The following is a 26,141-nucleotide window of genomic DNA, read 5'->3' as shown; positions in this document are numbered from 1 at the left end:
TGCCGCATCCTTCCACCGCTCCCGGCGGCTGTCAGGAAAGCAAACATGCCCTGCGGCGGCAATAGGTACAACCGACCCGGGCACCAGCTTTTTCATCCCAGCAGCGACCGCTCAGACCGGCACGAGGAAAATTCATGTCCGCACCCCTGGGAAACCCGTTCTGGAAGGCGCGCAGCTCTTTTGGCGCGGTCTTTGCCACGCCCGACGCGCTGTGGGCGGCCTGCAGCGAATATTTCGACTGGGTCGAGGCCAACCCGCTCTTTGAAGCCAGGCCCTTTGCCTATCAGGGCGAGGTCAAGGTCGAGCAGATCGAACGGATGCGGGCGATGACCATTTCGGGCCTGTGCATCTTTCTCGGCATCGGCCGCGGGACATGGGACGGCTTTGGCGAGCGTGACGGCTTCGGCGAGGTCACCGCGCGGGCCGAGGCGGTCATCCGGACGCAGAAATTCGAGGCTGCGGCGGCCGATCTGTTGAACCCGACCATCATCGCCCGCGAGCTAGGCCTTGCCGACAAGGCCGAGGTGACCGGCAAGGCCGGGGCGCCGCTGACGTCTGCGGTGGACGAGCTTTCCAAGAACGACATTGCCCGCCGCGTCGCCTTCCTCCTGGCGCAGGGACTGAACAGTGCAGCTCAGTGAAGTGCTGGCGGCCCTCGACGCGCTGCCGCAGCAGGCCAGGCAGCAAGTGATCGACGAGGCGGTGAAGGCGTCAGTCGGCCGCTACATGATCCCCAATCCCGGGCCGCAGACCGAGGCGTGGCTGTCCGAGGCGGACGAGACCTTCTATGGCGGGGCGGCCGGCGGCGGCAAGACGACGCTGATCTGCGGCCTGGCGCTCGAGGACTACCAGCCGGCGCTGATCCTGCGCAGGCAGGCGACCCAGCTCAAGGGCATCGAGGACGAGCTTACCCGCATGCTCGGCGGCCGCGACGGCTACAACAGCCAGTCGCATGTCTGGCGCCTGGCCAATGGCGGCAAGATCGAGCTCGGCGGCGTACCGCATGAGGCCGACAAGGAAAAATACCAGGGCCGCGCGCATAGGCTGAAGGCCTTCGACGAGATCACCCAGTTCACCGAGAGCCAGTACCGCTACATCATCGGCTGGTTGCGCGATGCCAGGGGCCGGCGCTGCCGGGTCGTTGCAACAGGCAATCCGCCGACCTCGGCTGAGGGCATGTGGGTGGTCAGGTACTGGGCGCCATGGCTCGACAAAAGCCATCCCAAGCCTGCGGCATCTGGCGAACTCCGATGGTTCACCACCGTCGGCGGCGAGGACCGCGAGGTCGATGCGGATTATGAGGGACCGAAGGGCGAACGTCCGAGGTCGAGAACCTTCATTCGCTCGATGCTGGAAGACAATCCGGAGCTGATGGCGACGGGCTATGCCGCCCAGCTCGAAAGCCTGCCCGACGAGATCCGCGAGCGGTTGCGCTACGGCTCGTTCGAGGCAGGCGGCAAGGACGATCCCTGGCAGGTGATCCCGACCGGCTGGATCAGGCAGGCGCAGGCCCGCTGGCTCGCCACCCCGCCCGACCTGCCGATGACGGCAGTGGCCGCCGACATCGCCCAGGGCGGATCCGACAAGACGCAGATCCAGAGCCGGCGCGAGTGGTGGTATTCGCCGTTTGCCAGCTACAAGGGCAGCGAAACGCCCGACGGGCCGACGGCAGCGGGGCTGATCGTCAGGCAGATGCGCGACCGTTGTCGTGTGGTGGTCGATGCCGGCGGCGGTTATGGCGGCGACACGCTGACCCAGCTTGCCCATGCCGATGTCGACTGTTTCGGCTTCAAGGGCGGCAGCGGCTCGACCGCTTCGACACGCGACGGCATGTACGGTTTTGCCAACCTGAGGGCGCAGGCCGTCTGGCAGTTCCGCGAACAGCTCGACCCGGCTTATGGCGCGCGCATCGCCTTGCCGCCCGATGCCGAGCTGGAAGCCGATCTCGCCGCCTACCGCTACGAGATCCGCGCCGGCGGCGGCGGCGAGGACATCCTCGTCCTGCCCAAGGATGTCATGCGCGAACAGCTCGGCCGCTCCCCCGACAAGGGCGACACCACGATCATGCTGTCGGCATCCGCCATCAGTGGGCTGAAGCGCCCGAAGGCAGCGCAGGAGCGGCGCGAACAATCGAGGATGCGGCTGCAATCCGTGACGTCAAACAGTGCCTTGAAGGCCAAACTGCGAGGAAAACGCCGATGAGTGGACTTTTCGGAAAGAAACAGCCGATGCCCGAGCCGGAGCCGCCGGCAACGATGCCCGACCCGGAAGATCCCTTGGCCAAGCGCCAGCGCAGCCGGACGCGCTCGCTGGCCCCGGCGGCCAAAAGCAGCGCCGCCACCGACCGCCTGGCCCAGGTTCCGGGTACGATCGGGCGTGAGTTCTCGCGCGGAACGCTCGGAGCGAGCTGATGAGCGACCAGGCAGGCCGCGACCTGATGGCGATCGATGCGCGCCTCTTTTCCGCCAAGGGCGCGCTCGACAGCCTGTATCAGGAAATCGCCGAATTCCTGTTCCCCGAGCGCGCCGACTTCACGACGGAAATCGTGCTCGGCCAGGAGTTCGCCGCGCATCTGACCGATGCCACGCCCGTGCTGATGCGGCGCGAGCTTGGCGACCAGATCGGCTCGATGGTGCGGCCCGATGGGCGCCAATGGTTCAAGGCGGCGGCCTCCAACAAGCGCATCGGCCGTGACCGCGATGCTGCGTCCTTCCTCGAATTCATGACAGACGTGAACAGCGCCATCCTGAATTCGCGCGACAGCGGCTTTCGCCGCGCCGCCCAGCAGGTCGAGCATGACTTCGCCGCCTTCGGCATGGGCTGGCTGCAGGTCAGCTACAACAGGAACCGCGACAACCTCATCTACCGCTGCCACCATCCCAAAAACATGGCGGGGCAGGAGGGGCCCGACGGCCAGGTCAACCATGTCCACCGCAAATGCGACATGACCGCTGCCGCCATGGCCCATCTGTTCGGTGAGGCGAGGCTGCCGCATCAGGTGAAGAACGCGCTGCGTGACAAGGACACCAGGTCGACCTTCAAGGTCCGCCACATCTTCATCCCGCTGGAGCTCTACGAGCCGCAGCGCAAATTCCCCAAAGGGGCGAAGTGGGCGGATGTCTATGTCACCGAAGACGGCACCATCCTGCAGGAACTGCCTGCTTTCACCTTCGATTATGTCGTGCCGCGCTGGTGGCTGTTGTCGGGCAAGTTTTACGCCGTGTCGACGGCGGCCTCTATCGGCCTGACCGAAAGCCGCATGCTGCAGCGCATGAAGATGACCATCATCGAGGCCGGCGAAAAGCAGGTCGACCCGCCGCTGGTCGCCACCCAGGATGCGCTTTTGTCGCCGGTCGATCTTGGCGCCAACGGCATCACCTTCATCGACAGCCAGTATGACGAACGCCTGGGGGCGGCACTGCGCGTGCTCGACCTCGGCAAGAATGTCGGCCTCGGCATCGACCTGATCAACGACCAGCGCAACCAGCTCGGCGATGCCTTCTTCCTCAGCAAGCTGCAGCCGATCGCCCAGGCCGACAAGACGATGACGGCTTACGAGGCAGCGCAGCGCGTCCAGGAATGGATCCGCAACGCCATGCCGCTGTTCGGCCCGATCGAGCATGAATGGACAGGTGCGGTGCTCGACCTGACCACCGAAAAGGTGATGCGGGCCGGCGGTTATGGCCCGGTGGACCGCAGCGGCGTGCCTGTCGACATGCCCGACATCCTGCTCGGCCAGAACATCCAGTACGAGTTCAACAATGCGCTGAAGGAAGCGCGCGACCGCCAGGTGCTCAACGCCTTTCAGGAGAGTGCCGCCATCCTGCAGGCCGGCGTGTCGCTCGATCCGTCGCTGGCCGGCGAGGTCGATGCCCGCACCATGTTTCGCGACGCCTTTGCCGCGATCCCGAACAGCCGCGCCGACTGGCTGCTCGATGCCGAGCAGGCGGCGGCCAATCTCAAGCAGAGCCAGCAGGCCATGGCCGAGCAGCAGCAGATGCAGCAGGTCGGCAATGGCGCCGCTGTCGCCACCCAGGTCGGTGATGCCGCGCAGTCGATCCGGGCGGCACTCGGACAATGAGAGACAAACCTTACCGCCCCTGGCACCCGGTCACGGTGCGCACGGACAACGAGACGCCGCGCACCGATCTCGAAATCCGCAAGGCCGATTGCGCAGCGCTCCAGGCGCTCGCCGCCGGCATTGCCAATGAGGAGCAGCAGAAGCGGGCGCTGGGCGCGGTGCTGCATATTTGCGGCCTGCATCAACCCTCCTGGATGCCGTCGGAGCATGGCGGCGAGCGCGACAGTTCTTTTGCCGCCGGCAAGCAGCATGTCGGCTTCCAGATCCGGAAGCTGATTTCCCATTCCCTTTCCATTTTGACAGGTGAGAGCAATGACCGACCAGCTCATGACAGACGCACAGGCAAACCAGCCGACGACCGCAATACCGACCGCGCCAGACAATAGCCCGGCGCCGGTTTCGCATTCGCCGGGTTCGACGTCGCCGGCGCCAAATTCGCCGCTACCTGGCGCCGACGCGGCACTTCAGTCGTTCCGCGAACAGCTGGCCGGCGGCGATGCCGCGATGATGAAGCAGCTCGAGCGCTACAGGTCGACGGACGAGATTTCGAAGGCGTTCCGCGAGGGCTACAGGAATGCCAAGAACGGCGGCCGGCAGGTCGAGCTGACCGACAAATCGACGCCGGAAGACGTCAAGGCCTATCGCCTGGCCAACGGCATCCCTGATGACGCCGCCCAATATCCCGGCGCGTTCCGCGAGGGTTTCGAGGTCACCGACGCCGACAGGGCGATCCTCTCCGACTTCAAGGCGGCGATGCACGAGCGCCACGTGCCGCCGAAGGTGGCAGCCGCAGCCCTCGACTGGTACCAGGATTTCGCCGCCACCCAGGCCCAGGAGCTGAATGCCCAGCTGGCCAAGGTCGCCGGCGACACGCAGAAGACCCTGCGCAGCGAATGGGGCGGCGACTATGACGGCCAGATCGGCGCCGCCCAGGAGCTGATGCGGGCGCATCTCGGCGACGACGGTTTCGGCCAGATGATGGGCCTGCGCCTGATGGACGGCTCGCGCCTGCAGGACAATCTCGGCTTCGTCAAGATGATGGCGACCATCGGCGCCGACTATTACGGTTCGACGGCGATCCTCACAGGCGACATCGAGGCGACCGGCAAGACGCTTGAGGCCCAGCAGCAGGAGCTTCTGGCGCTGCGCGTCTCCGACCCGGAAAAATACAAGAGCGACGCCGTCCAGGGCAAGCTGACCAGGATCTATGCCCAGCTCGACAAGATAAACGCCCGGAAGTGATCCGGGCGGATCAAGACTTATCGCGGCACCCCGGTTTCCGGCCCCGCAAAACGCTCTAACAAGAAAAGCTGATGTGACGCCCCGCGACGGGGTGAGTAGCGGCCCCGTGCCCCCGGCACGGCATCCCGCGAAAGCCCTGCCTGCTGCACCCCGATCACGGCTGAAAGACCCTCCAATCATCATCGAAGGATATCGAGATGCCTTATGCCATCACGAAAACCCAGTACCGGGATGAGTGGGTCGTCGCCTTTCAGCGCGGCGAAACCTACCTCAAGGACTGCGTCACCAAGGAACTCATGATCAGCGGCCTGACCGCCTCGTTCGCGCTCCAGGGCGCGGCCGGCCGCATGACCAGGCGCGGCACGAACGGTCTCATCCCGTCGCGCAACCGCACCGACAGCCAGCCGACGATCACGCTGGAAGAAAAGCACACCAAGGAAACCCGTCCCGGCTTCGACGTGTTCACCGCGGCTGCCAACCTGCGTGAAGCGATGCAGAACGCCAGTGCGCTGACCGCCTCGCGCGAAATCGACATGACCATCATCGAGGCGCTGTCGACCGCCACCAACGCCTATGCCGGCGGTGCGGCCCAGACCCTGACCTACGGCAAGACGGTCGACGCCTTGTCCGACCTGTTCGAGCTCGACGTCATGGCCGGCAACGAGATCACCTGCCTGTGGACGCCGAAAGCCTGGGCCCGCCTGCTCACCTTCCAGGAGTTCAAGTCGGCCGACTATATCGACGCCAAGCCGCTCGTCGGCCTGACGCTCGACCGGCCGAAGCTCTGGCTCGGCGCCAAGCACATCATGCACACCGGCCTGCCGGGCATGGGCACGGCGACCGCGTCCAACTTCATCTTCGCCAAGCCGGCCGTGGGTCACGCCATCGCCGGCGACGTGAAGGTCGATGCCGGCTTCAACGGCGAGGACGACTATTCCTACGACCGTGCCACGATCTACGACGGCAGCACCATCCTGCAGCAGGCCGGCGTGATCAAGGTCGTCACCGACGACACCGCTGCGTTCTCCTGAGGAGGCTTGGAAATGGCTTATGAAACGAACGGCTTCAAGCTCCTGACCGATGGTCTTTCCGGCGCCAGCACCATGAAGACGTGGCTGCTGGATTCGGTCGACGCCATCGCGACGGTCAACACCTCCAACTATGTCGGCGACGGCCACGCCAGGGGCGCCCGCCAGGGTGACATCGTCATCGTGCGCACGCGCACGACCACGCTGGCCGGCCCGGTGACGGCGATCCACCATTGCTGGGTGATCGACGAGAAGACCGGCAGCGACGGTCGCGGCATCGACCTGACCGACGGCCTCGCCATCACCGCGACCGACACCGACTGACTCGAAGCGACTGGGGGAGGCCTGCGGGCCTCCCTTTCCCTTTCATTTCCCTTTGATCCCAGGTGAAAAAAATGACTGAAGTCACCAAGCTTGCCGGGCATCGCTTCGCCCAGGCCGACTACGCCATCGGCCGTTATGCAGCGACAGTGCCGTCGGACACCACGCTCGCCGACGTCACCCACCCCGAATTCTTTGCCAACCACCTCACGGTGTTCCGGCGCGGCATGACCATCGACATCGTTTCGGATGATTTCGGCCTCGACTGCACGCTGCGTGTGCTCGCCGTCACCAAGACCACGGCGGTTGTCCGCGTCATCAGGCTGTTCGACGAGGACAGCGCCCCCAGGGCGACCGCCACCGAGGTCAGCCCGGCCGAGGTCAGCTTCGGCGGCCCGCACCACAAATGGCGTTTCCTGCATGGCGGCAACGTCATCCAGACCGGTTTCGACACCAGGGACGCGGCTGAAAAAGCCGCCGACCGGTATGTCCAGCAGATGAAGGGCTGACTGTGCCATGGCGACAAAGCTCGAGATCTGGAAGCAGGCGCTGGTTCACCTGGAAAAGGCCGCCATCACAACCCTCACCGACGATGTCGAAGCCACCTATGTCTTCGCCAACGCCTGGGGCGGTGCTGTCGAGGAAGCCTTCAATTCGGGTGACTGGAACTTTGCCAAGGCCTCCATTGCCTTGTCGCCCAATGGCGCGGCGACGCCGGCCCTGGGCTGGGCCCATGCCTTCGATTATCCCGCGGGCTGGCTGCGCACGCTTGTTGTCTCGGACACATCAGACTTCACCCCCTTCCACGACTATGCCGATGAGGGCGGCCGCCTGCATGCCCAGACGCCGGCGCTTTATCTGCGCTTCATCAGCGATGTGAACGCCGCCGACGACAAGGTCGTGACCTGGCCGACGATGTTCTGGCGTTACGTCGCCCTCAAGCTCGCCTTCGACACCTGCGGCAAGCTGACCTCGGGCGATACGCTGGAGGAAAAGCTGCGCCAGCGCATGGAGCGTGCCCTGGTGCAGGCCAAGAACATCGATGCCCGCAACGAAAACAACAAGCTGATAGTGCCGGGCAGCTGGCTGCGCGCCCGGCGCAGCAGTGGTGTCGGCGGCCGTCATGACGGCGGCGCGACACTCGTCGGCGGCCAGATCAGCTTTGGCGAGGGGGAGGTCTGATGCCGCGCGTTTCAGCCCCGGTCTATTCGGTCAATGGCGGCGAGATCGGCGAGGAAGCGCTGTCGCGCCTCGACCTCGAGCGCATGCAGTTCGCCTCGGCGCTGAGCTCGAACATCTTGCCGCGTGTCGTCGGCTCGATGACGCTGCGGCCCGGCCTCGAGCACATTGCCGACATCGATCTCGGTGATGTCCGGCTGCTCGAATATTCTTTCGCCGGCTCGAATGCCTCGATGCTGGTGCCGATCCTGTCGAACAACGAGATGCGGGTTTTGAAGGACAATGCCTTCGTCTCGCGCGTCGCCGTCTCGACCACGATTACCAATGGCGACTTCAATTCCTTCACCGGCTGGACCAATGCCAGCGCCGTCGGCGCCTCGGCAAATGTCGCGGGCGGCAATCTGGTGCTGACCGGCACCACCCAGGGCAGGGCGGCGGCGCGCCAGACGATATCGGTGGCAGCCGGCGACCAGGGCAAGGAACACGGCCTGCGTGTCGAAATCGTCCGCGGCCCGGTCTGGGTGCATATCGGCTCGTCCGCCGGCGCCAGCGACATCCTGCCGCTGTCGATCCTCGACGACGGCGACCATTCGATCGCCTTCACGCCCAACAGCACAAGCATCCATCTCGAGATCTACACCGACAAGGCGCGCCAGGCGCTGGTCGCCCGCTGCCAGATCGATGCGCCGGGAACGCTTGTCATTTCGACGCCATGGACGACGGCCGATCTCGCCGCCCCCCGGCACAAGCAGAATATCGACGTGCTTTATCTCGCCTCGCGCCAGTTCCAGCAGCGCGAGATCCAGCGCCGCGGCGACACCAGCTGGGGCATCCAGCGCTACAAGGTCGACGACGGCCCCTTTGTGTCAGCCGACGGCACGGTGGCGCTGACGCCTTCCGTCTACACCGGCAACGGCACGCTGACGGCGAGCCGGCCGCTGTTCGAAGCGAGCATGGTCGGCCGCCTGTTCCGCCTGTTCCAGTCCGGCCAGACCGTGCAGGAGAGTTTCACCGCCGCCCCGGCGAACGGCGCCTCGATCCGTGTCTCCGGCGTCAATGCGGCGCGCGATTTCAGCTTCCAGGTCTCCGGCACCTGGGCGGGTTCGGTCCGGCTCGAGGTCGCAACCGACGACGGCAGCGGCAATCCCGGCGCCTGGAGCACGGTGAGCACCTATGCGGCCAACACCGGGCCGACCAACTACCGCGACCCCGACAACAACGTCGTCAAGTTCTTCCGTTTCGTCGCCGTCACCTTCACCAGCGGCACCATCGACACCGCGCTCGTCTACACCGGCGGCAGCCAGGTCGGCATCGCCCGCATGACTGCCTATGGCAGCGCCACCGTTGCCAACGTCGAGGTGTTGAGCCGCTTCTATTCGCTGAGCCCGACCTTCGAATGGGACTTTTCGACCTGGTCGGACTTCGACGGCTGGCCGTGGGGCATCGAGGCCTTCGGCGGCCGGCTCTACTGGGGCAAGGGCGACTTCGTGCATGGCTCGGTGCCCGATGCCTTCCACAGCTTCAACGACAATGTCGAGGGCGACAGCGCGCCGATCTACCGCTCGATCGGCGCCAGCACCGACAGGGGCATCCTCTGGCTGCTCGGCCTGCAGCGGCTCATCGCCGGCACCGACAATTCCGAGATCTCGATCAAGTCGTCGAGCTTCGACGAGCCGCTGACGGCGTCGAGCTGGTTTCCCGTCGATGGCTCGACGCAAGGCAGCTACGACCTGCGCGCGGTCAAATGCGACAAGGACGGCATCTTCGTACAGAGCAGCGGCCTCAGGGTCTTTGCGCTGATCGCCGAGCAAGGCACGCTCGATTACAGCGCCATGGACCTGATGGCGATGCATGAGGAGGTCTGCGGCGGCTCGCCCATCGTCAGCATGGCCGTGCAGCGCCAGCCCGACACGGTGGTGTGGTTCATCCTCGAAAACGGCGAGGCCCGCGCGCTGACCTATCGTCCCTCGGAGAAGGTCGTCGCCTGGTCGCGCGTCGTCACCGACGGTGCGTTCAAGCAGGTCATCGCCTGTCGCGGCAAGGGCCAGGACAATGTCTATTTCGCCGTGCTCCGCAACGGCACGCAACGCCTGGAAAGGCTGGCCGACCTGAAGGACTGCCGCGGCGGCAAGGTGAACTGCCTGGCCGACGGTTTCAGGCGCTTCGTCACGACAGTCGGGCAGACGACATTTGCCGTGCCGCATCTCAACGGCAAGGGCGTCACCGTCTGGCTCGACGGTGCGGCCCTGAATGACCAGGACAACCTCTATCCCGTTGCCGCGGGGCAGGTGGTGCTGCCGCCGCAGCCGGCCGGCCGGGCGGTGGTGATCGGCCTGCCTTATGTCGGGCGCTGGCAGTCGACCAAGCTGGCTTATGGCGCTGCCAACGGCACCGCACTGTTCCGCAAGAAACGCGTGTCGCAGCTCGGCATGTATCTGGTCGACACCATGCTGGACGGCCTGCGCGTCGGCAACACCTTCGACAGCCTGCACCGGCTGACGGTGACCAAGGGCGACAAGCCGATCGCGGCAAACAGGCTGTTCACCAGCTTCGACGCCGACATGATGTCGATTTCCAGCGACTGGGACACCGACAGCCGGCTCTGCCTCGAACATCGCTCGCCCTATCCGTTCACCGCCGGCTCGCTGGTGATGGATGTGAAGACCAATGGCTGACATCAGGCCCGCCGACGACATCGACTTCGCCCGCTTCTATGGCGGCGTGCAGGTAACAAGCCGGTGGGTCGGCCGCGCGCTGTGGCGCCGTCGCCTGCTCGCCGGTTTCGGCTGCGTCATCGAGACGGGTGAGGGCGAGTGGATGGCCTTTCTCGAGGTGCCGGCGGCCATGCGCCGGCCCTTCATCTTCCGCCACATCCTTCAGGTGCTGGCGGAGGTGAAGGCAAGCGGCGCCCGCGTAATCAAGGCGACCTGCGACACCGCGATCCCGCGCGCCGAAGCGCTGATGCTGAAATTGGGCTTCAGGCCGACAGACGAAATTTCAGACGGAAAGGTGGTGTGGCAATGGGTTTCCTGACACCGGTGCTCGGGGCAATCGGCACGATCATGTCGGTTGCCGGGACGATACAGGAGGGCCGCGAACAGAAGGCCCGCTTCCAGTACGAACAGAAGGTTGCTGCCCAGCAGGCCGACGAGGCTGCGGCGGCAAGCCAGCGCGACGCGATGGCCCGCTATCGCGAAGGCCGGCAGCTTCTGTCGCAGCAGCAGGCGGCCATTGCCGGCTCGGGCGGCAACATGACCGATCCCTCGGTCATCGACATCATGGACGACACGTCGGAGCGGGTGCGGCTCGCCGCGGACACCGACATCTACAAGGGCGAGCAGCAGGCGCGCGGCTACAACGACGCCGCCAAGGTCGCCGGCTACAACGCCGAAAGCGCCATGCGGGCAGCACGCATCCGCGCGGCGGGTTCGCTGTTTTCGGGCATGTCGTCTTTGTTCAGCCGCTTCGGCGAAAGCAACAAGAAGACAGAGAGCCCGACCTCGGTCGCTCTCCCCTATGGCCCTCGGTGAACAGCGCATGGTGACCATTCCCACAGCACGCGACGTCGCTTACGCCGATCCGCGTTCGGGCCGCATCGCCAATGCCGGGCCGACGCCGATGGTGGGGGCTGCCCTTGCCGACGCTGGCCAGGTGGTCGTGCAGGCGAGCTACAGCCTGCAAGAGCTTGCCGAGCGCGAAAAGATCGACGTCGCCAACGACCGTTCCAACGCTGTCTCGACCAGCCTGACGCGATTTCTCGCCGATGAGGAACAGCGTTTCCTCAAGGCGCGCGAGGACAGCTCGGAAAGCGGCATCGGCTTCACCCGCCAGTTCATGGAAGGCCACCAGCAGCGCGCCAACGACTTCGCCAAGGCCAATTTCGAGGGCCTGACCGGGGATGCGCAGACGGGATACCTGAACAATATCCTGTCGCGTGGCAATTCGCTCTATGAGAAGGCTGACGACTACGAGCGGCAGGCTAAGGGTGCGTACTACGACCGCACCACCAACAGGAATCTCGACAGCTACCGCGCGCAGATAAAGAACAATGCCGCCGATTTTGTGCAGCTCAAGCGCGCGGGGCTGGAGGCGATCAATTCGACTGACATGCCCGAGCCGTGGAAGGCGGCGCGCCGGCAGCAGTGGGAAGCCGACGCTGCCGAAAGCAAGTGGCGCTGGACGTTCCAGCAGGATCCGGCTGCTGCAGTATCTCAGATGCGCGCTCCGGTTGGCGGGCGTGTCGGGCAAGCCTATCAGCGCCTGATTGCGAAAGGTTGGGCGCCGCACCAGGCGGCAGGCATCGTCGGCAACCTGCAAGCGGAGTCCGGCGTCAGCCTGAATACACAGGCCCGCAACGCTGGCGACGGAAGCGACGGCTCGGACAGCATTGGCATTGCCCAATGGAACGGAAAGCGCGCGCAGGCGCTCAAGGCGTTCGCTGCATCGCAAGGCACTGACTGGCACGACTTCGATATCCAGATCGATTTCATTGATCACGAGTTGCGCACGAGCGAGCGCGCGGCAGGCGAAAATCTCGCGAGGTCGACGAACGCAGAAGACGCCGCTGCAGCCTTCACCGGTTACGAGCGACCGGCGGGATGGTCTGCCAGCAATGCGCGGGGCGCGCACAATTGGACGGGGCGGCGTGACAACGCGCTTCGTATCGCAGGCGAGAACCCGCAGGCTGAAGACGCCGACCTCGACAAGATTCCGTATGACCGCCGGGACCAATTGGCGTCATGGGGCGAGACGGAACACAGCCAGCAGGTCACGCAGCAGCGTGCGACGTCGAAGCATCGCTATAATGACCTGATTGCCACCGAGCCGGACACAGTTCGGGAAAGCGTGATCCTGGCCGATACGACGCTCGAAAGCAGCGACAAGGCCGACCTCGTGACGACCCTTCGCATCGCGCAGCAGGAAAGCGGCGGCGTCAATGCGATGATCGGCGCCCTGGCCGGCGGCAAGGTCGACGTCGACAGCTTCGACAGCGACCAGACCAGGATTGCCGACAAGACCTATGACAAGCTCTTCGCCGCAGCCGAAGATGCAGTCCAGCAAAAGGCAATCACATCAGAGTTTGTCGCGCGCACCGGCTACATCCCGAAGAGCGTGCAGGCCGATATTCGCAAGGGTGTGGCGTCGACCGATCCGGCGACGTTCGCGGCGGCCATGTCGAAGGCCGATACGCTCGAACCTCTTGCGCCCGTCTCCTTCGGCGCGTTCGAAGGTGGTGCACAGGCGCGCGAAAAGCTCGGCGTCTTCCGCCACATGGTCGTCGATCTCGGCCTCGGCAGTGAAGAGGCAGCGACCCGCATTCTCGCCGCGTCCGATCCGTTGGTGAGGGCCAGCCGCGACGTGCTGAAGACCGAGGCGGCCAAGTTCACTGGCAAGCTGAGGGTCACTGATGTGACGAGTTCCTTTGACCCGGGCTGGCTGGCGTCGGCGCCCGGCGCCGGCATCGTCCCGCAACAGGCCAACGGTCTGCTGGCCGAATATCGCGAGATAGCTGAAGAAAAGTTCTACGAGTATGGCGGCGATGCCGCTGCGGCGAAGGCCGCGGCGCTCACCGACCTCAAGCGCCGGTGGAACGTCAGCAACGTTTCGGGCTCTCCGAATTTGATGCGGATGCCGCCCGAGTTGCACTATCCGGCGATCGGCGGCAGCCTCGACTATCTGCGCGAAGATGCCATGAAGACCGCCAGCGACTACGCCGCCAAGCTCGGCCGGAAGGTCGAGAACGTCGCGATCCTGGCGTCCGACAAGACCCGCGCCGACATCGAGGCAAAGCGCCCCCCACGCTATCGCCTGTTCTACCAATACACCTCAGGCGGCCAGACGCAGTTCAGCGAGGTCTTCGGCCCGCCATGGGGGGTCGATGCCGCGACGTTCAAGCAATACAGCGACAAGCTCGGCAAGCTCTCCATGGCCGAGCGCGCGCGCCAGGATGCGGCGAGTGACGCTGTACGCGCCGGCGATGCTGCAGCGATGAGTGCGCTCGAGGCAACCGTCGGCCCCGACTGGATGAAGGCACGCGCGGCCGAAGCTGCCCGCGAGCTTGGCCGATCCCAGTCCGAAACAATCCGAAAGCGACCGCTTGAGACTCCGGCAAAGCCAACCTTCGATCCTGAGAAACTGCCAGTCACCTTCGGCCATGCGATGAACGACGCCATGTGGAGCGACGATGCCGCAGATTGAGTATCCCGATGAGCGTCCTGTGCTGGGCGCCTTCCGCGCGCTCGACTACACGCAGATGGACGAGCCGGAGTTTGATCCCGACACGGCGACGGTGATCGGGGCAGCGTGGCGAGATGGCAATACGTTCGGCTCGGCAGCCAACAACAAGCTGGCCGGCATCGATCGGACGACGCCCGAAGCGAGCTATACCGGCGAAGCTGCCTGGAACGACATTCGCGGCACGGCTTACGAACCGCATTGGGAACGCTTCACAACGCTGCGCAACTGGCGCGCGCACGCGGCCATGAAAAGCCAGATCGACATGGAGCGGGAAGACGACCGTATTCTCGAAGCTGGCGGGTGGACCGCGACATTTGCACAATTCGGCGCTCAGGCGTTCGACTGGCCATCGCTCCTCCCGGGCGGGGCGCTGGTGCGTGGGGCGAGCGTTGGCGGCACCATCGCCCGCACAGCGCTCTCGACCGGCTTTGCCGGTGCGCTCGGGGCTACCGTGTCTGAAACGGCATTGCAGGCCACACAGCAGACGCGGCCTCTCGAAGAAAGCATCCTTGCCATCGGTGGCGGTGCGGTTCTCGGCGCGTTCCTTGGTGGGGGTGTCGGCGCATTGTTTTCGGCAGCTCAACGCAAGGCGGCCCTGGCCACTGTCGACCGTGTTTTGTTCGAGGCCGACGACAGCGGGGCTGTGCTGGCTGAAGTCAGGGCGGGTCTTGCCGAAGAACAGGTTGCGGGCACTGCTGCGAACGGCGGTATCAAAGACTCCGACAACGCCGCGCGCGCCAAGCCGCTGGCCACGGTCGGCCGTGTATTGGCCGAGGCCGACGACAGCGGGGCTGTGCCGGCTGAATTCAGGCCCGGCGTCGCCGAAAAACAGGTCGCGGGCACTGCTGCGGACGGCAACATCAAAGGCGGCGACAGCGCTGTGGGCGAAAAGCCGCTGGCCACGGTCGACCGTGTTTTGGCGGAGGCCGATGACAGCGGGGCTGTGCCGGCAGACTTCAGGGCGGGCATTGCCGAAGAACAGCTCGCGGGCACTGCTGCGAACGGCAACATCAAAGGCGTCGACAACGCTGTGGGCGAAAAGCCGCTGGCCACGGTCGACAGTGTTTTGGCGGAGGCCGATGACAGTGGCGCGGCGCCGGCCGAATTCAGGCCCGGCGTCGCCGAAAAACAGGTCGCGGAAGCTGCAGCGGACGGAAACATCAAAGACGTCGACGACGCTGCCGGCGAAAAGTCGCTGGCCACGGTCGACCGTGTATTGGCCGCGGCCGACGACGGCGGCGCGGCTCCGGCTGACTTCAGGGCGGGCATTGCCGAAGCACAGAGCGCGGGCGTCGCTGCGGACGGCAACATCAAAGATGCCGACAACGCCGCGGAGGCCGGGACGGCTGGCCCGGCCAGCGATCATCTCGGGCCGCTGCGGCGCGCCCTGGACAGTCCGTCTGCCGTTCATGGCTCGCTCATGGCCGACCTGGTCGATACCGGCTCCCATTTCGACAACACTGCGCGCGGCGAGGGTGAGATTGCCGTCGAAAGTGAAGTGAAATTCTGGGGGCGCGCCGGGGTCGCCAAGGCCCTGACCAGAATGCGCTCCATCTATGACGAAGCGCGCAAGGCCCGCGGCTTCAACATGGGCTGGGAAGAGTTCAAAATCGCCGTCGGCAAGGACAGGCGCCTGGTCAGCGAAAACGAAGCGGTGAGAAAAGCCGGCGTTGCCTGGCGCAAAGCGGTATTTAATCCACTGAAGCTGCTGGCAATCAAGGCAGGGCTGCTGCCGGCTGGCGTGAGCGACCAGGGCGCTATTTTGTTTCTGGCCCGCTTCGGCAACGCCCCGCGGCTGAAAGCCGGCGAAGTCCGCTTCAAGACCATTGTGAGGCAGTGGGTTGACCAACAGCTTGCGCGCCTCGAGCGCGAGGCTGACAAGATGGGCAAGCCCGCCCGCATCAAGGGCGTGAAACCCGACGCGCTCGACCAGTTGGCGCCGGAGGCCGAGCCGAATAGCCACCGGTTTCGGTCGCCGGGGGAGCGGGCGGACTATGTGAACGGCGTTGTCGACGACATCTTTTCCCAGGTCACCAGTCGGGCAAACCAGGGCATGCCGTTCTATGACATGGTGATGTCGACGCACGGGCTGCTGAAGGGACGCCCCTTCGACATCGATTTGGATCTCATCGAGGAGTTTCTTGAACACGATGTCGAATTGATCGGCCGGCGCTTTGCCCGCGTCGTTGCGGCCGACGTCCAACTGGCGCGCCTGGACAGGCGCCTTGGCGGGCCGGGCAAGCCGACGCTTCAGAGCCAGCTGAGCCGGCTGGAAGACGATTACCGGCAGCTGCGTGAACAGGTTCAGGCATCCGACATGGACGAAGCAGCCAAGGCCAAGGCACTCCAGGACCTGACCCGCCGGGAAAGCAGCGACATCGCGGACGTCACCGCCATGCGCGATCGTCTGCGCGGGCAGTCCGGGCTCGACAGCCGGCACACCGACTTCGCCCGCGTCTTACGGACGGCGGGGCTGTTCGAGGTCATGCGCCGGCTCGCCGGCATGCTGGTTTCGTCGCTGGGAGATGCCGTGCGGCCGGCGATGGTGCACGGGCTGGGCCGGTACATGAACGAAGGTATCGCGCCGCTGGTCACCAATCTCGGCGCGATCAAGTTCGCGGCCGCCGATGCCAGGCGCCTTTGCGCGGTGGTGAAACACCTGTTGCGCTCGCGTATCGCCGCCATGGCCGGGCTGACCGATCCTCATGCGATGATTCCGCCCTTCGAGCAGCTGATCGACAACATGGGCACCACCTTCTCCAGAATGACGCTGCTGCCGTTCCTGACCGACATGAACACGCACGTTTCTTCAGCGCTGGTCCAGAACCGCATCTTGAAGAACGTGCTGGCGGCGAGCGATGGCGCTTCCCTGCCGGCCCGGGAGCTGGTCATTGGCGATTTCTTTGAGCAGCCGACTGTATCGCTTGATGAGCTCTATGCGGTGGTCGGCAAACGGCAGGCCGAACTCGTCGCCGCGGGAAGCGAAGTCGCCGAGGCAACCGGCTCGACCTTCGTAAATTCTGGATTCAAGGACAAGGAGAAAGCGGCAGTCAAGATTGCGCGCAAGGGATATGACGACGCGTCCCACCTGACGGATGTGGTCCGGGCCGGTTTCGTGGTCGAGACACCTGCCCGGGCCGACGAAGTGGTTGCGAAGCTGGCGGAGCGATACGACGTTCTGGACGAAGGCTGGAAGAAAAAGACCAACGGCTACTTCGACCGCAAGGTCATCCTGCGCTTTGACGATGGAACGGTGGGTGAGGTCCAGCTATGGGAATCGAACCTGCGTGACGCGAAGTTCGGACGCGGGGAAGAGCTGTACAATCTCGCGCGAGATCTTGATCCCACGTCCGAGGAATTCCTCAAGCTGGAGAAGGAGGCCGAGAAGCTCTATTCGGCGGCGCGGGCTGCTGCAGGCGAGACCTGGTCGAGCGAGAACATCGGCGGGTTCAGTTCGCCGAAGCTCTTGAAGCGTTCGCGCCAGGCCTCTTCGGAGAGCACGTCGGCGGTTTCCCAGACATCCATGAAGTCCACCGGAACCCAAGGGGAGTTGGGCTTGAGCATGGCGAATGCTCCGGCTTCACCGATGACTGCTGGGCGGTTATCCCAATTCACTAAATTGGTGGGGCGCATATCGGATTCCTTGTTTGGAAAAAGTGTAACACAGCCGGGAATCCGGGGCTATGCGGGCCTTTCTGCGGCCGACCGCAAATACATGGAATTCGTCGGTATCGACGAGGATATGGCCTTAAGAATTGCAGCCCAGTACTCACTGTTCGGACAGATCGAAGACACTGTCCACATTCCGCTGATCGGGCGCTGGACCGATGACGAAGCGCGCCGCGCCTTCACTGCCGCCGTCAACAAGGACGTCGACACCACGGTGGTCACCGAGAGCCTGGCGGATGTGCCGCTGTTCGCGCACACGCCGGAGGGCAGGGCCTTGCAACAATTCACGAGCTTCGCGCTGGCCGCCAATCAGCGTGCATCGATGCACGGCCTGCAGGACGGTCCGGGCTCGTTCGTCTCGGGCACGCTGGGCATGTCTGCTCTGGGCATGCTGGTCTACTGGCTCGAGGCCATGGAATCGGGCAGCGAGCTTGCGGAGGATTCCGAAACATGGATTGCCGCGGGGCTGGACCGCTCCGGCATCATGTCGGTCGGCATGGAGATCAACAACGCCTGGGAAAAGCTGGGCGCCCACGGCTTCTACGCACTCGCCTCGGCAGGCGGGCAGTTGCCCGATCCGAGAGCCTACGCAGGTCGGCCCGCCGCGCGCGTCGCCGATCGGGACGCCTACGGTTCTCGGCTCGGCCCTTCATTCCGAATTGGAACGGACGCGGCACAGTTGCTCGGCATTCCCGCTCACGCCTCATCAGGTGATCTCGCCATGTTGCCTGGTGATGTTGACCGCCGCTCCAGAATGGCGCCGTTCCTGACGCTGCCCTATTGGCGCTGGCTCATCGAGGGTGGCTTCGGACTGCCGGACGATTTCAGAGGTGTCGAACCTGAGCTCACCTCCCTGGCCGCATAGGGTGGCGCTTTCCAGGGGACGGCAACTGGCTGCAACTCATCTCGACATATGTCGGGGCTGGACTGTGGAAGGACACTGTCGAGGGAAAAAGAGGGTGCCGCTCTGCCCGATTCCCGCCCGCCAGCTCTCTACCGGACGGGGACACGTCCGGCGGCCTTACAACAGGCGATGCCGGAGCCGCGCGGAGTTTGCCGGCAGCCAGTGGAACCGGAAAGTCTGAGGACGCTGGCCAACAACATGGCATCGGCTCCGACAGTAGCCAATGGCGGTAGGCGGGCAGCCTTCGCTGGAGATGGAAGCTGCCGATTCTATTCGATGTCGCGTGCTGCTGCAGGCGAAACCCGGTCGATCATCGGCGGGTTCAGTTCGCCGAAGCGCTTGAAGCGTTCGCGCCAGGCCTCTTCGGAGAGTATGTCGGCGGTACTCCAGACATCCAAAAAGTCCACCTCTACCCAAGGGGAGTTGGGCTTGAGCATGGCAAATGCTCCAGCATCACCGATGATCGCCGGACGGTTGTCCCAATTCACCAAATTGGTGGGGCGCTTGTAGGGTTCTGTTTCAGGTGGTGCAGCATTTTCGGATTCATCGGCTGCGCCGGCCGGGAGCGCAGGCGATGGCGGCGCCGAAGCGGCGGGCGGCGGAGCTTGCGAGGCGACCGGTTCCTGCGCTCGGGGTGAAGGCGAAACCTGGTCGAGCAAGTGCGTCGGCGGGTTCAGTTCGCCGAAGCTCTTGAAGCGCTCGCGCCATGCCGCTTCAGTGAGCACGTCGGAAGTCCACAACACATCTCTGAAGTCCACCTCTACCCACGGGGAACTGGGCTCGAGCATGGCGAATGCTCCGCCTCCGCTGATGATCGCTGGACGGTTGTCCCAATTCACCAATAGGATGGGGCGCTCATGGAGTGTCGTGCCCGGAGACTGTGCAGCACATCCGGATTCCGCTGATGTGCCGGCCGGAAGCGCAGGCGCCGAGGCGGCGGGCGCTGCAGCTGAGCGGACGATCGGTTCCCGCTGTCGGGGTGAACGCGAAATCTGGTCGAGCAAGTACGTCGGCGGGTGGAGTTCGCCGAAGCTCCTGAATTGTCCGCGCCAGGCCACTTCGCGGAGCGTTCGAGCGGTCCACAACACATCGCTGAAGTTGACCTCTACCCAAGGCGAATTGGGCTTGAGCATGGCCAATGCTCCGGCTTCACCGATGACTGCTGGGCGATTGTCCCAATTCACCAACAGGAAGCGGCGCTGCACTGGTGGCGATGAAGGCGACCCTGTCGTTTTTTGATAATCGCCCAGTCCGTCATCGGTCATCAGCCTGACGAGCAGGAGACGCAGGCTGCCGAGGCGAACCAGGTTTTCCTGCGTTGGATCAGCCATCCAGTCGGCAAGGAATTGCCTGACTGTTGTGGTTAGTTCGTCATTGTCCGCGCACACCTCATAGCAAATGCCGATGATGTTGCCGAGGTCATGACGATCGGCGATGCCGGTGATTTCGAGCACCGACTGCGCGACGGCACTCATGAAATTCGTACCGATCTCGAGCGAGAAATGTATGGCGGCGATCTGGGCGAACATGCCCGCCAGCAAGCGCTCGGCATCGTCGTCGGCCGAGCCGGGCGTCATGACGTGCCTGGTCAGCAGCGACGCCGAGCGCGGCGCAAGCTGGGTATCGGACCCAGCGGCTATCTGCTCGCCACCGATCGTGGAGATGGCCGAGCGCAGCATGGCGCGTTTTTGATCTCTGGCGCGGGCCTCCGCGAGGAGTGCGCGCTCACTGAGGGCTTTTCTGCTGCGAAACAGATCGAACAGTCCCATGAGAACCTCAGTCGAAAGTCGGTTTGACCCTGGGGTGAGGCGGCGCAACACCAGGGTATGAAAACGGTAGAAGATCGCGAGCAGAAGCAGGTTGGCGATCAGGCCCAACGCTATGCCGGGAGCCTCGGTCGGCCTGAAGACCAAGGGCATCAGGACTGCAAACACGATCGCCCCGAGAGTGATCGTCAATCCGACCGCAATCCTGCTCTTGAGTTCGAGAGCGGTCGCCAACAGAAATGCCATGAAGGTTATACGTGCAGGGTCAATCAACAGTTCGATAAACAGGCCCATCGTCCAAGCTTCGCTTCTTTTCGCGTATAGCGGGTATTCAACCTTAAATTGCAGCTTCTTTCAAGGCCGGCTCTCAGCGACGAACTCGCGCTCACCCCATGCCGCGCGGACAGAGCCGAGCAGCACGATGTCGCCGATGCCGGATGTCCATCGCGCCCAGGCCGGCCATTCCGACCATCGGTCAAACAAGTGAACAAGCATTGGTGCCCCTAGGGTCGCTGCGGTCTCAGGTCGCTCGCGCCAGCGGTTTCATGCCGGTTCTGCCCGCGACGAACAAGATTAGCGCAGATCATCTCGACCTGCGCTGCTTCTGCGCCGGTGCCCTGACTTCTGATGGCAACAATCGTCCCAGACGTCGATCGATCTGACGGCGCGTGGTTCGCGCCAGGCGCGAAAGCATCGGCCTGTCTCTCCGCATCACCACCCTGAACCGCTCGCCGCGGCGAGCCCCATTGCCTTGAGGACAAGATATGGCGACGGAATTCGACAATTCGCTGCATTGGGGCCTGTTCCTCACCGGAACCACGCTGACCAGCGAGACCGGAAAATATGTCAGGGTGTCCGAGCTGGTTCTGTCGGCGCTTCGCGCGGCCGGCGTGTTCAGCAACATGGTCGACGGCATCGTCGCACCCGCAACCGACAAGCTCTGGCTCGACAAGAATGTCGATCCGGCCGTGCTCAAGGAGTGGGACGCGACCGGGGCGTCATGGGTGCCGATGAGCTATGGCAGGCTGTTCGGCCGCGCCGCCGTGGACAAGCTTACGGTGACGGGCGGCACAGGCAATGCCGTCGTGGTCAGCCAGCCACCAGGGTTTCAGGCCGACAGGCTGTACCTGATGACGCCGACGGCCAACAACAGCGCCGCAACCACGATCACGGTCGCGGGTGTCGGCAGCTATGGCGTGAAATACGGCAACGGCGCCGACATCGCCGCGACCGAATTCACCGCCGGGCGGCAAACCGTGCTGTTCTTCACTGGCGCGCGTTTCGAGGTGGTGTTTCCACTCGGCCAGCTGTCGGCCGCCGTAGTGACCGCGCAGGCGTCGGCCGACGCTGCGGCGGCTTCGGCAAGCTCATCGTCGACTTCGGCGTCAAATGCGGCGACCTCGGCCACCAATGCGGCAAACAGCGCCAATGCATCGGCCAACAGTGCAACTGCGGCAGCCAACTCGGTGGCAGCGCTGCCCTACAATTTCTCGACCACGACAACCGATGCCGACCCGGGTGCCGGCATCTTCCGGCTCAACAATGTGGCTCTCGGCTTGGCAACCACTGCCTATATCGACAATGTCGACGGTGACGGCGTGACGGCTATCGGCGTGCTCGACACATGGGACGACAGCACGAGCACGGTACGCGGTGTCCTGACGATCCGCTCGAAAACGAACGCAACGATCCGGCACAGCTACAACGTCACCGGCTCTGTGGTGGACGGTACCGGCTATCGCAAGTTGACGCTGGCATATGTCGGGGGCTCCGGCACGCTGACGAACGGGGCGGCGCATTGGCTCATATTCCACCGGACCGGCGACAACGGGTCGGGCGACGTTACCGGCCCTGCCTCATCGACCAACAACGGCTTCGCGCGCTTCAACGGCACGACTGGCAAGGTGATCAAGGACAGCGCTGCGGTGATCGCCATTGCCGACGGTGGTACCGGCCAGGGAACTGCTGCACTGGCGTTCGGCGCCCTCAAGCAAGACGCCAGCACCACCGCCACGGGTGTCGTTGAGCTAGCCACTGCAGCCGAGGTTGCCACGGGGACAGACACGGCCCGCGTCCCATCAGTTTCCACGATGGGCAGCCATCAAGGGATGGCCAAAGCGTGGGTGAATTTCAATGGCACTGGTACGCCTGCAATCGCGGCTTCCTTCAACGTGTCGTCGATCACGGATAACGGCACTGGTGACTATACCATCAACTTCACGTCTGCGCTGGTTGACGCAAACTTCGCATGTTCTGTTGCGACTTATGGCAACCAAGGAGGCACCAACGACTACCGCGCCCACGGCTCGCCTAAAGCATTCGCATCGAGCTCGGTTCGCATTCAGTGCGGGCGCGCAGATGAAGCCTCTAGTGCTGTCCTCGACCCTGTTGCGGTCCATGTCATTGTTATGAGGTAGGAGAATGACCCAGCGAATTATCTTCCCCAACGGCGACGGTGTGTCTGTCATCATCCCAAGTGGGGAACTGCCTATCGGCGAAGTCGCGCGAAAGGATGTACCGATCGGTGTCCCGTTCCGCATCGTCGCCACGGCGGGCATTCCCAGCGACCGTTCACAGCGAGAGCTCTGGACGGCCGATTTCAGCATCCCTGACGGCCACGGCATCGGGGCCGCCGCATGGTTTGCGGAGCAGGAGGCGATCATTGCCGCTGCGCACGCGGAAGAACTGGGTTCGGAGGATACCAAATGAGCGTCATTTCCATTCGGCCAGCGCCGCCACTGCCCGTGCCCGAGCGTGTGTCCTCTCGCCAATTCAAGATGCAGCTCGAGATCGACAAAATCTTAGACCAAGTCGAGGCTTGGGTTTCCGCCCAGCCGAAGCTGGTCCAGATTGCCTACGCCGAGAGCAAGACCTTTGATCGTATCGATCCGATGCTGCAGTCAGGGTTCGCTGCGCTCAGTTTCCCTGAGGCGGCAGTCGATGAGTTTTTCCGAAATGCGGGAAAACTCTGAAGAACCATCCCTTCACCTTAGCCCGCACGGCGCGGCGGAACCGCTTCCAGGGCGATTGGCAAGGCTTCTCTGCTAGACTGTCTGGCGGCCAAGGCGGTTGCCGAAGGCTGAATCGGCTGCCAATGGCCTTCTGCAAAGCTGCCAAGACCGGCTCAGAATGGCGCGGGTCGATATGGACATTGTTGTCTGAAAAGGAGGGGATAATCGATCCATCCGGGTTGCTATAGGCAGCCCGGAAATCCACGAACGCAACACTCATCATCGCCATGCGGGCGTTCATCCGGTCACGGATAGCTTTCACATCGGCGCGGCATGCGTCTTCGTTTTCGTAGCCCTCATATTCCAGATAGGCGGGATTGAACGGACCGATGCAGGCCAAGGCCAAGCGCGCGGGACACTTCGTCTTGAACTGATCCAAAGCTACCTGGAACCTGTCGCAAAGCGCGTCGGCTTCTGCGATTGATGTGCGACCATTTTGGCGAGCGAGGCGCCCTACATGGACGCGGCTGTCAATTTCGCCAAATGACAACACAAGCACATCACCACTGATCGGTCGACAGTTCTTGGGGGAACCAACGACGCTATGCCATCGCGAGCGGCCCGATGCATCGTCCTCGGCCCATGCCAATAGATCTTAGCCTCGGCTATACCGGCGAAACTGAATAGGGAGTGACTGTCGCCGAGCGTCATGAGCGTCATTGCTCATGGATACATCGCCAAGCGATCCGCTTTCAACCGTCTTCGAGTTTCGCGCTGACCTCCCGCATCCTGCGGGCCTGGCGGCGCACGCCCTAAAGGAACTGGCTATGTATACCCGCTACCTCCTGATGACGACGCTTTCGCTCGCCTTTAATCTGTTCGTGATGGTGACGGCCCCGGTCTGGGCGGCCTGGGCTGCTGTGGCCAACCTTGACAGGCTACCCGGGGTCTTCGCCTACATCCACACCCACGACGACGATATCTATGGCTTCGTCGACAAGCCGGCGACGGTCTGGGGGCGGTTAAAGACGGCCTGCTGGTGGCTCTGGCGAAACCCTGGCTATGGCTTCGATGCGTATGTGCTCGGCTTCGAGGCTGCCGGCGTGCAGATCGTCTCTGACAGCGGCGTTGTCGACTTTGATCGAGGCAAGACCGTCTCGCGCCTTGTCGTCATGCAGGCCGCCAATGGACGCCGGTATTTCTCCTATCGCCGCGATCAGATGCTGCCGGGCAACCGCTTCGCCAAGATCTGGATCGGCTGGCATTGGTCCGCCGTCGACGGCCGCCGGCACATGATCAAGATCATGTTCAACCCGTTTCGCCGGGTTTCCTGAAACTCCACACATCTGAGGAATTCCCATGGACCGTAGCAAGTTCTACGCGGCCTTGCGCGCTCGCTCGTCTGGCGTGTTCGGGACGTCGCTTTCGCAAAGCCAGGTCAACGGCGCTGCTGCTCGGCTCGCCGTAGCTGAAGCTGCAGGTGCCCGAGGGGGGCTCGGGGGACGCGTAACCGGGAGGCAACGCATCCAAGCGTTCGCGTCTGACCGCCCCACCTGCGCGAACGACATTGCATCAAGAAGCTTGGGACCTCAATGGCAGTTGTCAGGCCGACTTGTGCCTGCCGCGAAATACCGACCATGCAATCAGGCCGGCCCCGATCAGGGTTGCACCCCAGGCGATCAGCGCCGGCATCATCGGACTGCCGAAACATCCATAGAGGCCGATGTAATCCATCTGGTAGCAATGTCTGGCCGGGCTTTCGTTGTCAAAGCTGTAGGTTCGCGTGAACATTCCGTTGAAGAACAGGAACACGCCGGCGATGAGGATCACCCACTTCATTCAGCCCTCCCTCCCGTTGATGCTGGCAGATTGAACGACTTCATCATCAAAGGAAATCACCAGTGGCCGCAATCTACACCGGCGCTCGTCCTGAAACGTGAGGGGGGCTGATCGCACCGTGATCCGGAGGCCATGGCCGCTAGCTAGTAGCCGGCCAGCCAGAAGATGCCGCTCGCCGCACCGAACGCCACGGCGATGTAGAACAGGTCAGTCCATTGCGGTCCTGGAACGTCGCTCAGATGGTCGACAGGTGCCATGTGCTCGACACGTGAGCTCCCTGAGCCACGGAGATATAGAGCGCGTCTTTCAAGGTCATTGTCGCTGCGAGACGACTTCAGATCGGCCGTCATATTCGCCTCCCTAAGAAGATTGCTTAACTCCTTGGACGGCTGACCGTTCCATGCCAGTGCGGGGCAGTCTGGCGCCTGGCCGCCCCCGTTGGAGCAAGAGGGATGGCCCCGCTCACGGCTGCGGGGCCCATCAGGACTACGCGGCGTCCGAGACGTCCGACATTTGGTCGAAAATGCCATCCGGAAGGCCGAGGGCTCGCGCAATGCGGTCCCGGTATCCCTTTTCGAAGCGATGTCCGGCCTCGATGCTTTCGACTTCATCGACCGTAAGCCCGCTTGTCACAGCGACGGCGCCGATCGAATAGCCCAAATACTGGCGGTAAGCCTGGATGGCGGGCGTTCCATTTGCAATTGCTGACAGAACTTGCGCCGGCAGCGCGAAGGGCGTTGCAATAGACATTTAGCCTCCAAATTTTGAGTACAGCGCTGGCGGTTGTTTGAAATGCGTCAGCGCTGATTGAGATGGCATGCCGGAAAAGCCGGCAACCGAAAGCGTCACTCCCGAAACGGTGAGAGGCGCAATCGCAATATGGTGCCTGGCCCCGAAGTGATCAAGCCATTCCGCCGATGTCAG

General features: G+C 63.7%; 24 protein-coding genes. 19 read left to right on the top strand and 5 right to left on the bottom strand.

Features of this window, described 5'->3' with window-relative positions; translation table 11 throughout:
• Positions 1 to 134 precede the first annotated feature (134 nt).
• From IG197_RS04810 to IG197_RS04740, 15 genes are all read left to right on the top strand, one after another.
• The gene (locus IG197_RS04810; protein ID WP_192317319.1) at positions 135 to 641 is read left to right on the top strand and encodes a DNA-packaging protein; all 507 of its coding nucleotides are present in this window, start codon (positions 135 to 137) and stop codon (positions 639 to 641) included.
• Positions 628 to 2,202 (top strand): terminase large subunit domain-containing protein, encoded by a 1,575-nt coding sequence (locus IG197_RS04805; protein ID WP_192317317.1) that lies wholly within the window; start codon positions 628 to 630, stop codon positions 2,200 to 2,202. The genes IG197_RS04810 and IG197_RS04805 overlap by 14 nt, the downstream gene beginning before the upstream one ends.
• A complete protein-coding gene (locus IG197_RS04800; protein WP_067963548.1) occupies positions 2,199 to 2,411 on the top strand; it encodes a hypothetical protein in 213 nt (70 codons plus the stop codon). The genes IG197_RS04805 and IG197_RS04800 overlap by 4 nt, the downstream gene beginning before the upstream one ends.
• Entirely contained in the window at positions 2,411 to 4,081 is a 1,671-nt protein-coding gene (locus tag IG197_RS04795; RefSeq protein WP_192317315.1) for a portal protein, read from the top strand. Before IG197_RS04800 ends, IG197_RS04795 begins: the two co-directional genes overlap by 1 nt.
• The gene (locus IG197_RS04790; protein WP_192317313.1) at positions 4,078 to 4,467 is read left to right on the top strand and encodes a hypothetical protein; all 390 of its coding nucleotides are present in this window, start codon (positions 4,078 to 4,080) and stop codon (positions 4,465 to 4,467) included. Before IG197_RS04795 ends, IG197_RS04790 begins: the two co-directional genes overlap by 4 nt.
• The gene (locus tag IG197_RS04785; protein ID WP_246765305.1) at positions 4,394 to 5,323 is read left to right on the top strand and encodes a hypothetical protein; all 930 of its coding nucleotides are present in this window, start codon (positions 4,394 to 4,396) and stop codon (positions 5,321 to 5,323) included. Before IG197_RS04790 ends, IG197_RS04785 begins: the two co-directional genes overlap by 74 nt.
• 197 nt (positions 5,324 to 5,520) lie before the next feature.
• Positions 5,521 to 6,354 carry a phage capsid protein gene (locus tag IG197_RS04780; RefSeq protein ID WP_192317311.1) on the top strand — a complete coding sequence of 278 codons (834 nt, stop codon included), beginning with the start codon at positions 5,521 to 5,523 and terminating at the stop codon, positions 6,352 to 6,354.
• A 12-nt stretch (positions 6,355 to 6,366) separates the two neighbouring features.
• Positions 6,367 to 6,675: a hypothetical protein gene (locus tag IG197_RS04775; protein ID WP_192317309.1), complete on the top strand. Its 309-nt coding sequence runs from the start codon at positions 6,367 to 6,369 to the stop codon at positions 6,673 to 6,675.
• Positions 6,676 to 6,746: 71 nt separating this feature from the next.
• Complete coding sequence (locus IG197_RS04770) at positions 6,747 to 7,181, top strand: hypothetical protein (protein WP_067963532.1); 435 nt, start codon at positions 6,747 to 6,749, stop codon at positions 7,179 to 7,181.
• A 7-nt stretch (positions 7,182 to 7,188) separates the two neighbouring features.
• Positions 7,189 to 7,854, top strand: coding sequence for a hypothetical protein (locus IG197_RS04765; protein ID WP_192317307.1), 666 nt, complete (start codon positions 7,189 to 7,191; stop codon positions 7,852 to 7,854).
• The gene (locus IG197_RS04760) at positions 7,854 to 10,526 is read left to right on the top strand and encodes a hypothetical protein (RefSeq protein ID WP_192317305.1); all 2,673 of its coding nucleotides are present in this window, start codon (positions 7,854 to 7,856) and stop codon (positions 10,524 to 10,526) included. The genes IG197_RS04765 and IG197_RS04760 overlap by 1 nt, the downstream gene beginning before the upstream one ends.
• The gene (locus IG197_RS04755) at positions 10,519 to 10,884 is read left to right on the top strand and encodes a hypothetical protein (protein WP_192317303.1); all 366 of its coding nucleotides are present in this window, start codon (positions 10,519 to 10,521) and stop codon (positions 10,882 to 10,884) included. Before IG197_RS04760 ends, IG197_RS04755 begins: the two co-directional genes overlap by 8 nt.
• Positions 10,872 to 11,381: a hypothetical protein gene (locus IG197_RS04750; RefSeq protein WP_246765304.1), complete on the top strand. Its 510-nt coding sequence runs from the start codon at positions 10,872 to 10,874 to the stop codon at positions 11,379 to 11,381. Before IG197_RS04755 ends, IG197_RS04750 begins: the two co-directional genes overlap by 13 nt.
• Positions 11,382 to 11,388: 7 nt before the next feature.
• Complete coding sequence (locus IG197_RS04745; RefSeq protein WP_246765303.1) at positions 11,389 to 14,049, top strand: phage tail tip lysozyme; 2,661 nt, start codon at positions 11,389 to 11,391, stop codon at positions 14,047 to 14,049.
• On the top strand, positions 14,036 to 18,622 hold the full coding sequence (locus IG197_RS04740) for a hypothetical protein (protein WP_192317299.1): 4,587 nt from the start codon (positions 14,036 to 14,038) through the stop codon (positions 18,620 to 18,622). Before IG197_RS04745 ends, IG197_RS04740 begins: the two co-directional genes overlap by 14 nt.
• 308 nt (positions 18,623 to 18,930) lie before the next feature.
• Here IG197_RS04740 and IG197_RS04735 read toward each other — a convergent pair whose 3' ends face one another.
• A complete protein-coding gene (locus IG197_RS04735) occupies positions 18,931 to 20,721 on the bottom strand; it encodes a hypothetical protein (protein ID WP_192317297.1) in 1,791 nt (596 codons plus the stop codon).
• A gap of 60 nt (positions 20,722 to 20,781) precedes the next feature.
• The gene (locus tag IG197_RS04730; protein WP_192317295.1) at positions 20,782 to 20,922 is read right to left on the bottom strand and encodes a hypothetical protein; all 141 of its coding nucleotides are present in this window, start codon (positions 20,920 to 20,922) and stop codon (positions 20,782 to 20,784) included.
• Between the two features lie 269 nt (positions 20,923 to 21,191).
• Here IG197_RS04730 and IG197_RS04725 point away from each other — a divergent pair, with 269 nt between their 5' ends.
• From IG197_RS04725 to IG197_RS04715, 3 genes are read left to right on the top strand one after another with little or no spacing between them, the layout of a single operon-like run.
• The gene (locus IG197_RS04725; RefSeq protein ID WP_192317293.1) at positions 21,192 to 22,844 is read left to right on the top strand and encodes a hypothetical protein; all 1,653 of its coding nucleotides are present in this window, start codon (positions 21,192 to 21,194) and stop codon (positions 22,842 to 22,844) included.
• Positions 22,845 to 22,848: 4 nt separating this feature from the next.
• Positions 22,849 to 23,136, top strand: coding sequence for a hypothetical protein (locus IG197_RS04720; RefSeq protein WP_192317291.1), 288 nt, complete (start codon positions 22,849 to 22,851; stop codon positions 23,134 to 23,136).
• Positions 23,133 to 23,399: a hypothetical protein gene (locus IG197_RS04715; RefSeq protein ID WP_192317290.1), complete on the top strand. Its 267-nt coding sequence runs from the start codon at positions 23,133 to 23,135 to the stop codon at positions 23,397 to 23,399. Before IG197_RS04720 ends, IG197_RS04715 begins: the two co-directional genes overlap by 4 nt.
• On the opposite strand, the gene IG197_RS04710 is transcribed toward IG197_RS04715, so the two are convergent.
• Positions 23,344 to 23,817 carry a hypothetical protein gene (locus IG197_RS04710; protein ID WP_210346895.1) on the bottom strand — a complete coding sequence of 158 codons (474 nt, stop codon included), beginning with the start codon at positions 23,815 to 23,817 and terminating at the stop codon, positions 23,344 to 23,346. The genes IG197_RS04715 and IG197_RS04710 overlap by 56 nt on opposite strands.
• Before the next feature lie 286 nt (positions 23,818 to 24,103).
• Here IG197_RS04710 and IG197_RS04705 point away from each other — a divergent pair, with 286 nt between their 5' ends.
• The gene (locus IG197_RS04705) at positions 24,104 to 24,712 is read left to right on the top strand and encodes a hypothetical protein (RefSeq protein WP_192317286.1); all 609 of its coding nucleotides are present in this window, start codon (positions 24,104 to 24,106) and stop codon (positions 24,710 to 24,712) included.
• Between the two features lie 268 nt (positions 24,713 to 24,980).
• On the opposite strand, the gene IG197_RS04700 is transcribed toward IG197_RS04705, so the two are convergent.
• Both IG197_RS04700 and IG197_RS04695 read right to left on the bottom strand, forming a co-directional pair.
• The gene (locus IG197_RS04700; protein WP_192317284.1) at positions 24,981 to 25,217 is read right to left on the bottom strand and encodes a hypothetical protein; all 237 of its coding nucleotides are present in this window, start codon (positions 25,215 to 25,217) and stop codon (positions 24,981 to 24,983) included.
• A gap of 486 nt (positions 25,218 to 25,703) precedes the next feature.
• Positions 25,704 to 25,967 (bottom strand): XRE family transcriptional regulator, encoded by a 264-nt coding sequence (locus tag IG197_RS04695; RefSeq protein WP_067963511.1) that lies wholly within the window; start codon positions 25,965 to 25,967, stop codon positions 25,704 to 25,706.
• Between the last annotated feature and the right edge of the window lie 174 nt (positions 25,968 to 26,141).

It is taken from the genome of Aminobacter sp. SR38 (genome assembly GCF_014843375.1).
In the GTDB taxonomy this organism is placed as follows: Bacteria; Pseudomonadota; Alphaproteobacteria; order Rhizobiales; family Rhizobiaceae; genus Aminobacter; species Aminobacter ciceronei.
The sequence above is the reverse complement of the archived record's forward strand: the minus strand, read 5'-3'. Positions and strand labels throughout refer to the sequence as shown.

What these genes read in the sequence shown, in the direction of transcription:
- IG197_RS04780 (WP_192317311.1), top strand. Translation starts at nt 5,521, where the DNA reads ATGCCTTATGCCATCACGAAAACCCAGTACCGGGATGAGTGGGTCGTC.
- IG197_RS04720 (WP_192317291.1), top strand. Translation starts at nt 22,849, where the DNA reads ATGACCCAGCGAATTATCTTCCCCAACGGCGACGGTGTGTCTGTCATC.
- IG197_RS04730 (WP_192317295.1), bottom strand. Translation starts at nt 20,922, where the DNA reads ATGCTTGTTCACTTGTTTGACCGATGGTCGGAATGGCCGGCCTGGGCG.
- IG197_RS04770 (WP_067963532.1), top strand. Translation starts at nt 6,747, where the DNA reads ATGACTGAAGTCACCAAGCTTGCCGGGCATCGCTTCGCCCAGGCCGAC.
- IG197_RS04765 (WP_192317307.1), top strand. Translation starts at nt 7,189, where the DNA reads ATGGCGACAAAGCTCGAGATCTGGAAGCAGGCGCTGGTTCACCTGGAA.
- IG197_RS04715 (WP_192317290.1), top strand. Translation starts at nt 23,133, where the DNA reads ATGAGCGTCATTTCCATTCGGCCAGCGCCGCCACTGCCCGTGCCCGAG.
- IG197_RS04705 (WP_192317286.1), top strand. Translation starts at nt 24,104, where the DNA reads ATGGATACATCGCCAAGCGATCCGCTTTCAACCGTCTTCGAGTTTCGC.
- IG197_RS04695 (WP_067963511.1), bottom strand. Translation starts at nt 25,967, where the DNA reads ATGTCTATTGCAACGCCCTTCGCGCTGCCGGCGCAAGTTCTGTCAGCA.
- IG197_RS04760 (WP_192317305.1), top strand. Translation starts at nt 7,854, where the DNA reads ATGCCGCGCGTTTCAGCCCCGGTCTATTCGGTCAATGGCGGCGAGATC.
- IG197_RS04795 (WP_192317315.1), top strand. Translation starts at nt 2,411, where the DNA reads ATGAGCGACCAGGCAGGCCGCGACCTGATGGCGATCGATGCGCGCCTC.
- IG197_RS04755 (WP_192317303.1), top strand. Translation starts at nt 10,519, where the DNA reads ATGGCTGACATCAGGCCCGCCGACGACATCGACTTCGCCCGCTTCTAT.
- IG197_RS04750 (WP_246765304.1), top strand. Translation starts at nt 10,872, where the DNA reads ATGGGTTTCCTGACACCGGTGCTCGGGGCAATCGGCACGATCATGTCG.
- IG197_RS04810 (WP_192317319.1), top strand. Translation starts at nt 135, where the DNA reads ATGTCCGCACCCCTGGGAAACCCGTTCTGGAAGGCGCGCAGCTCTTTT.
- IG197_RS04725 (WP_192317293.1), top strand. Translation starts at nt 21,192, where the DNA reads ATGGCGACGGAATTCGACAATTCGCTGCATTGGGGCCTGTTCCTCACC.
- IG197_RS04785 (WP_246765305.1), top strand. Translation starts at nt 4,394, where the DNA reads ATGACCGACCAGCTCATGACAGACGCACAGGCAAACCAGCCGACGACC.
- IG197_RS04800 (WP_067963548.1), top strand. Translation starts at nt 2,199, where the DNA reads ATGAGTGGACTTTTCGGAAAGAAACAGCCGATGCCCGAGCCGGAGCCG.
- IG197_RS04700 (WP_192317284.1), bottom strand. Translation starts at nt 25,217, where the DNA reads ATGAAGTGGGTGATCCTCATCGCCGGCGTGTTCCTGTTCTTCAACGGA.
- IG197_RS04790 (WP_192317313.1), top strand. Translation starts at nt 4,078, where the DNA reads ATGAGAGACAAACCTTACCGCCCCTGGCACCCGGTCACGGTGCGCACG.
- IG197_RS04775 (WP_192317309.1), top strand. Translation starts at nt 6,367, where the DNA reads ATGGCTTATGAAACGAACGGCTTCAAGCTCCTGACCGATGGTCTTTCC.
- IG197_RS04745 (WP_246765303.1), top strand. Translation starts at nt 11,389, where the DNA reads ATGGTGACCATTCCCACAGCACGCGACGTCGCTTACGCCGATCCGCGT.
- IG197_RS04740 (WP_192317299.1), top strand. Translation starts at nt 14,036, where the DNA reads ATGCCGCAGATTGAGTATCCCGATGAGCGTCCTGTGCTGGGCGCCTTC.
- IG197_RS04735 (WP_192317297.1), bottom strand. Translation starts at nt 20,721, where the DNA reads ATGGGCCTGTTTATCGAACTGTTGATTGACCCTGCACGTATAACCTTC.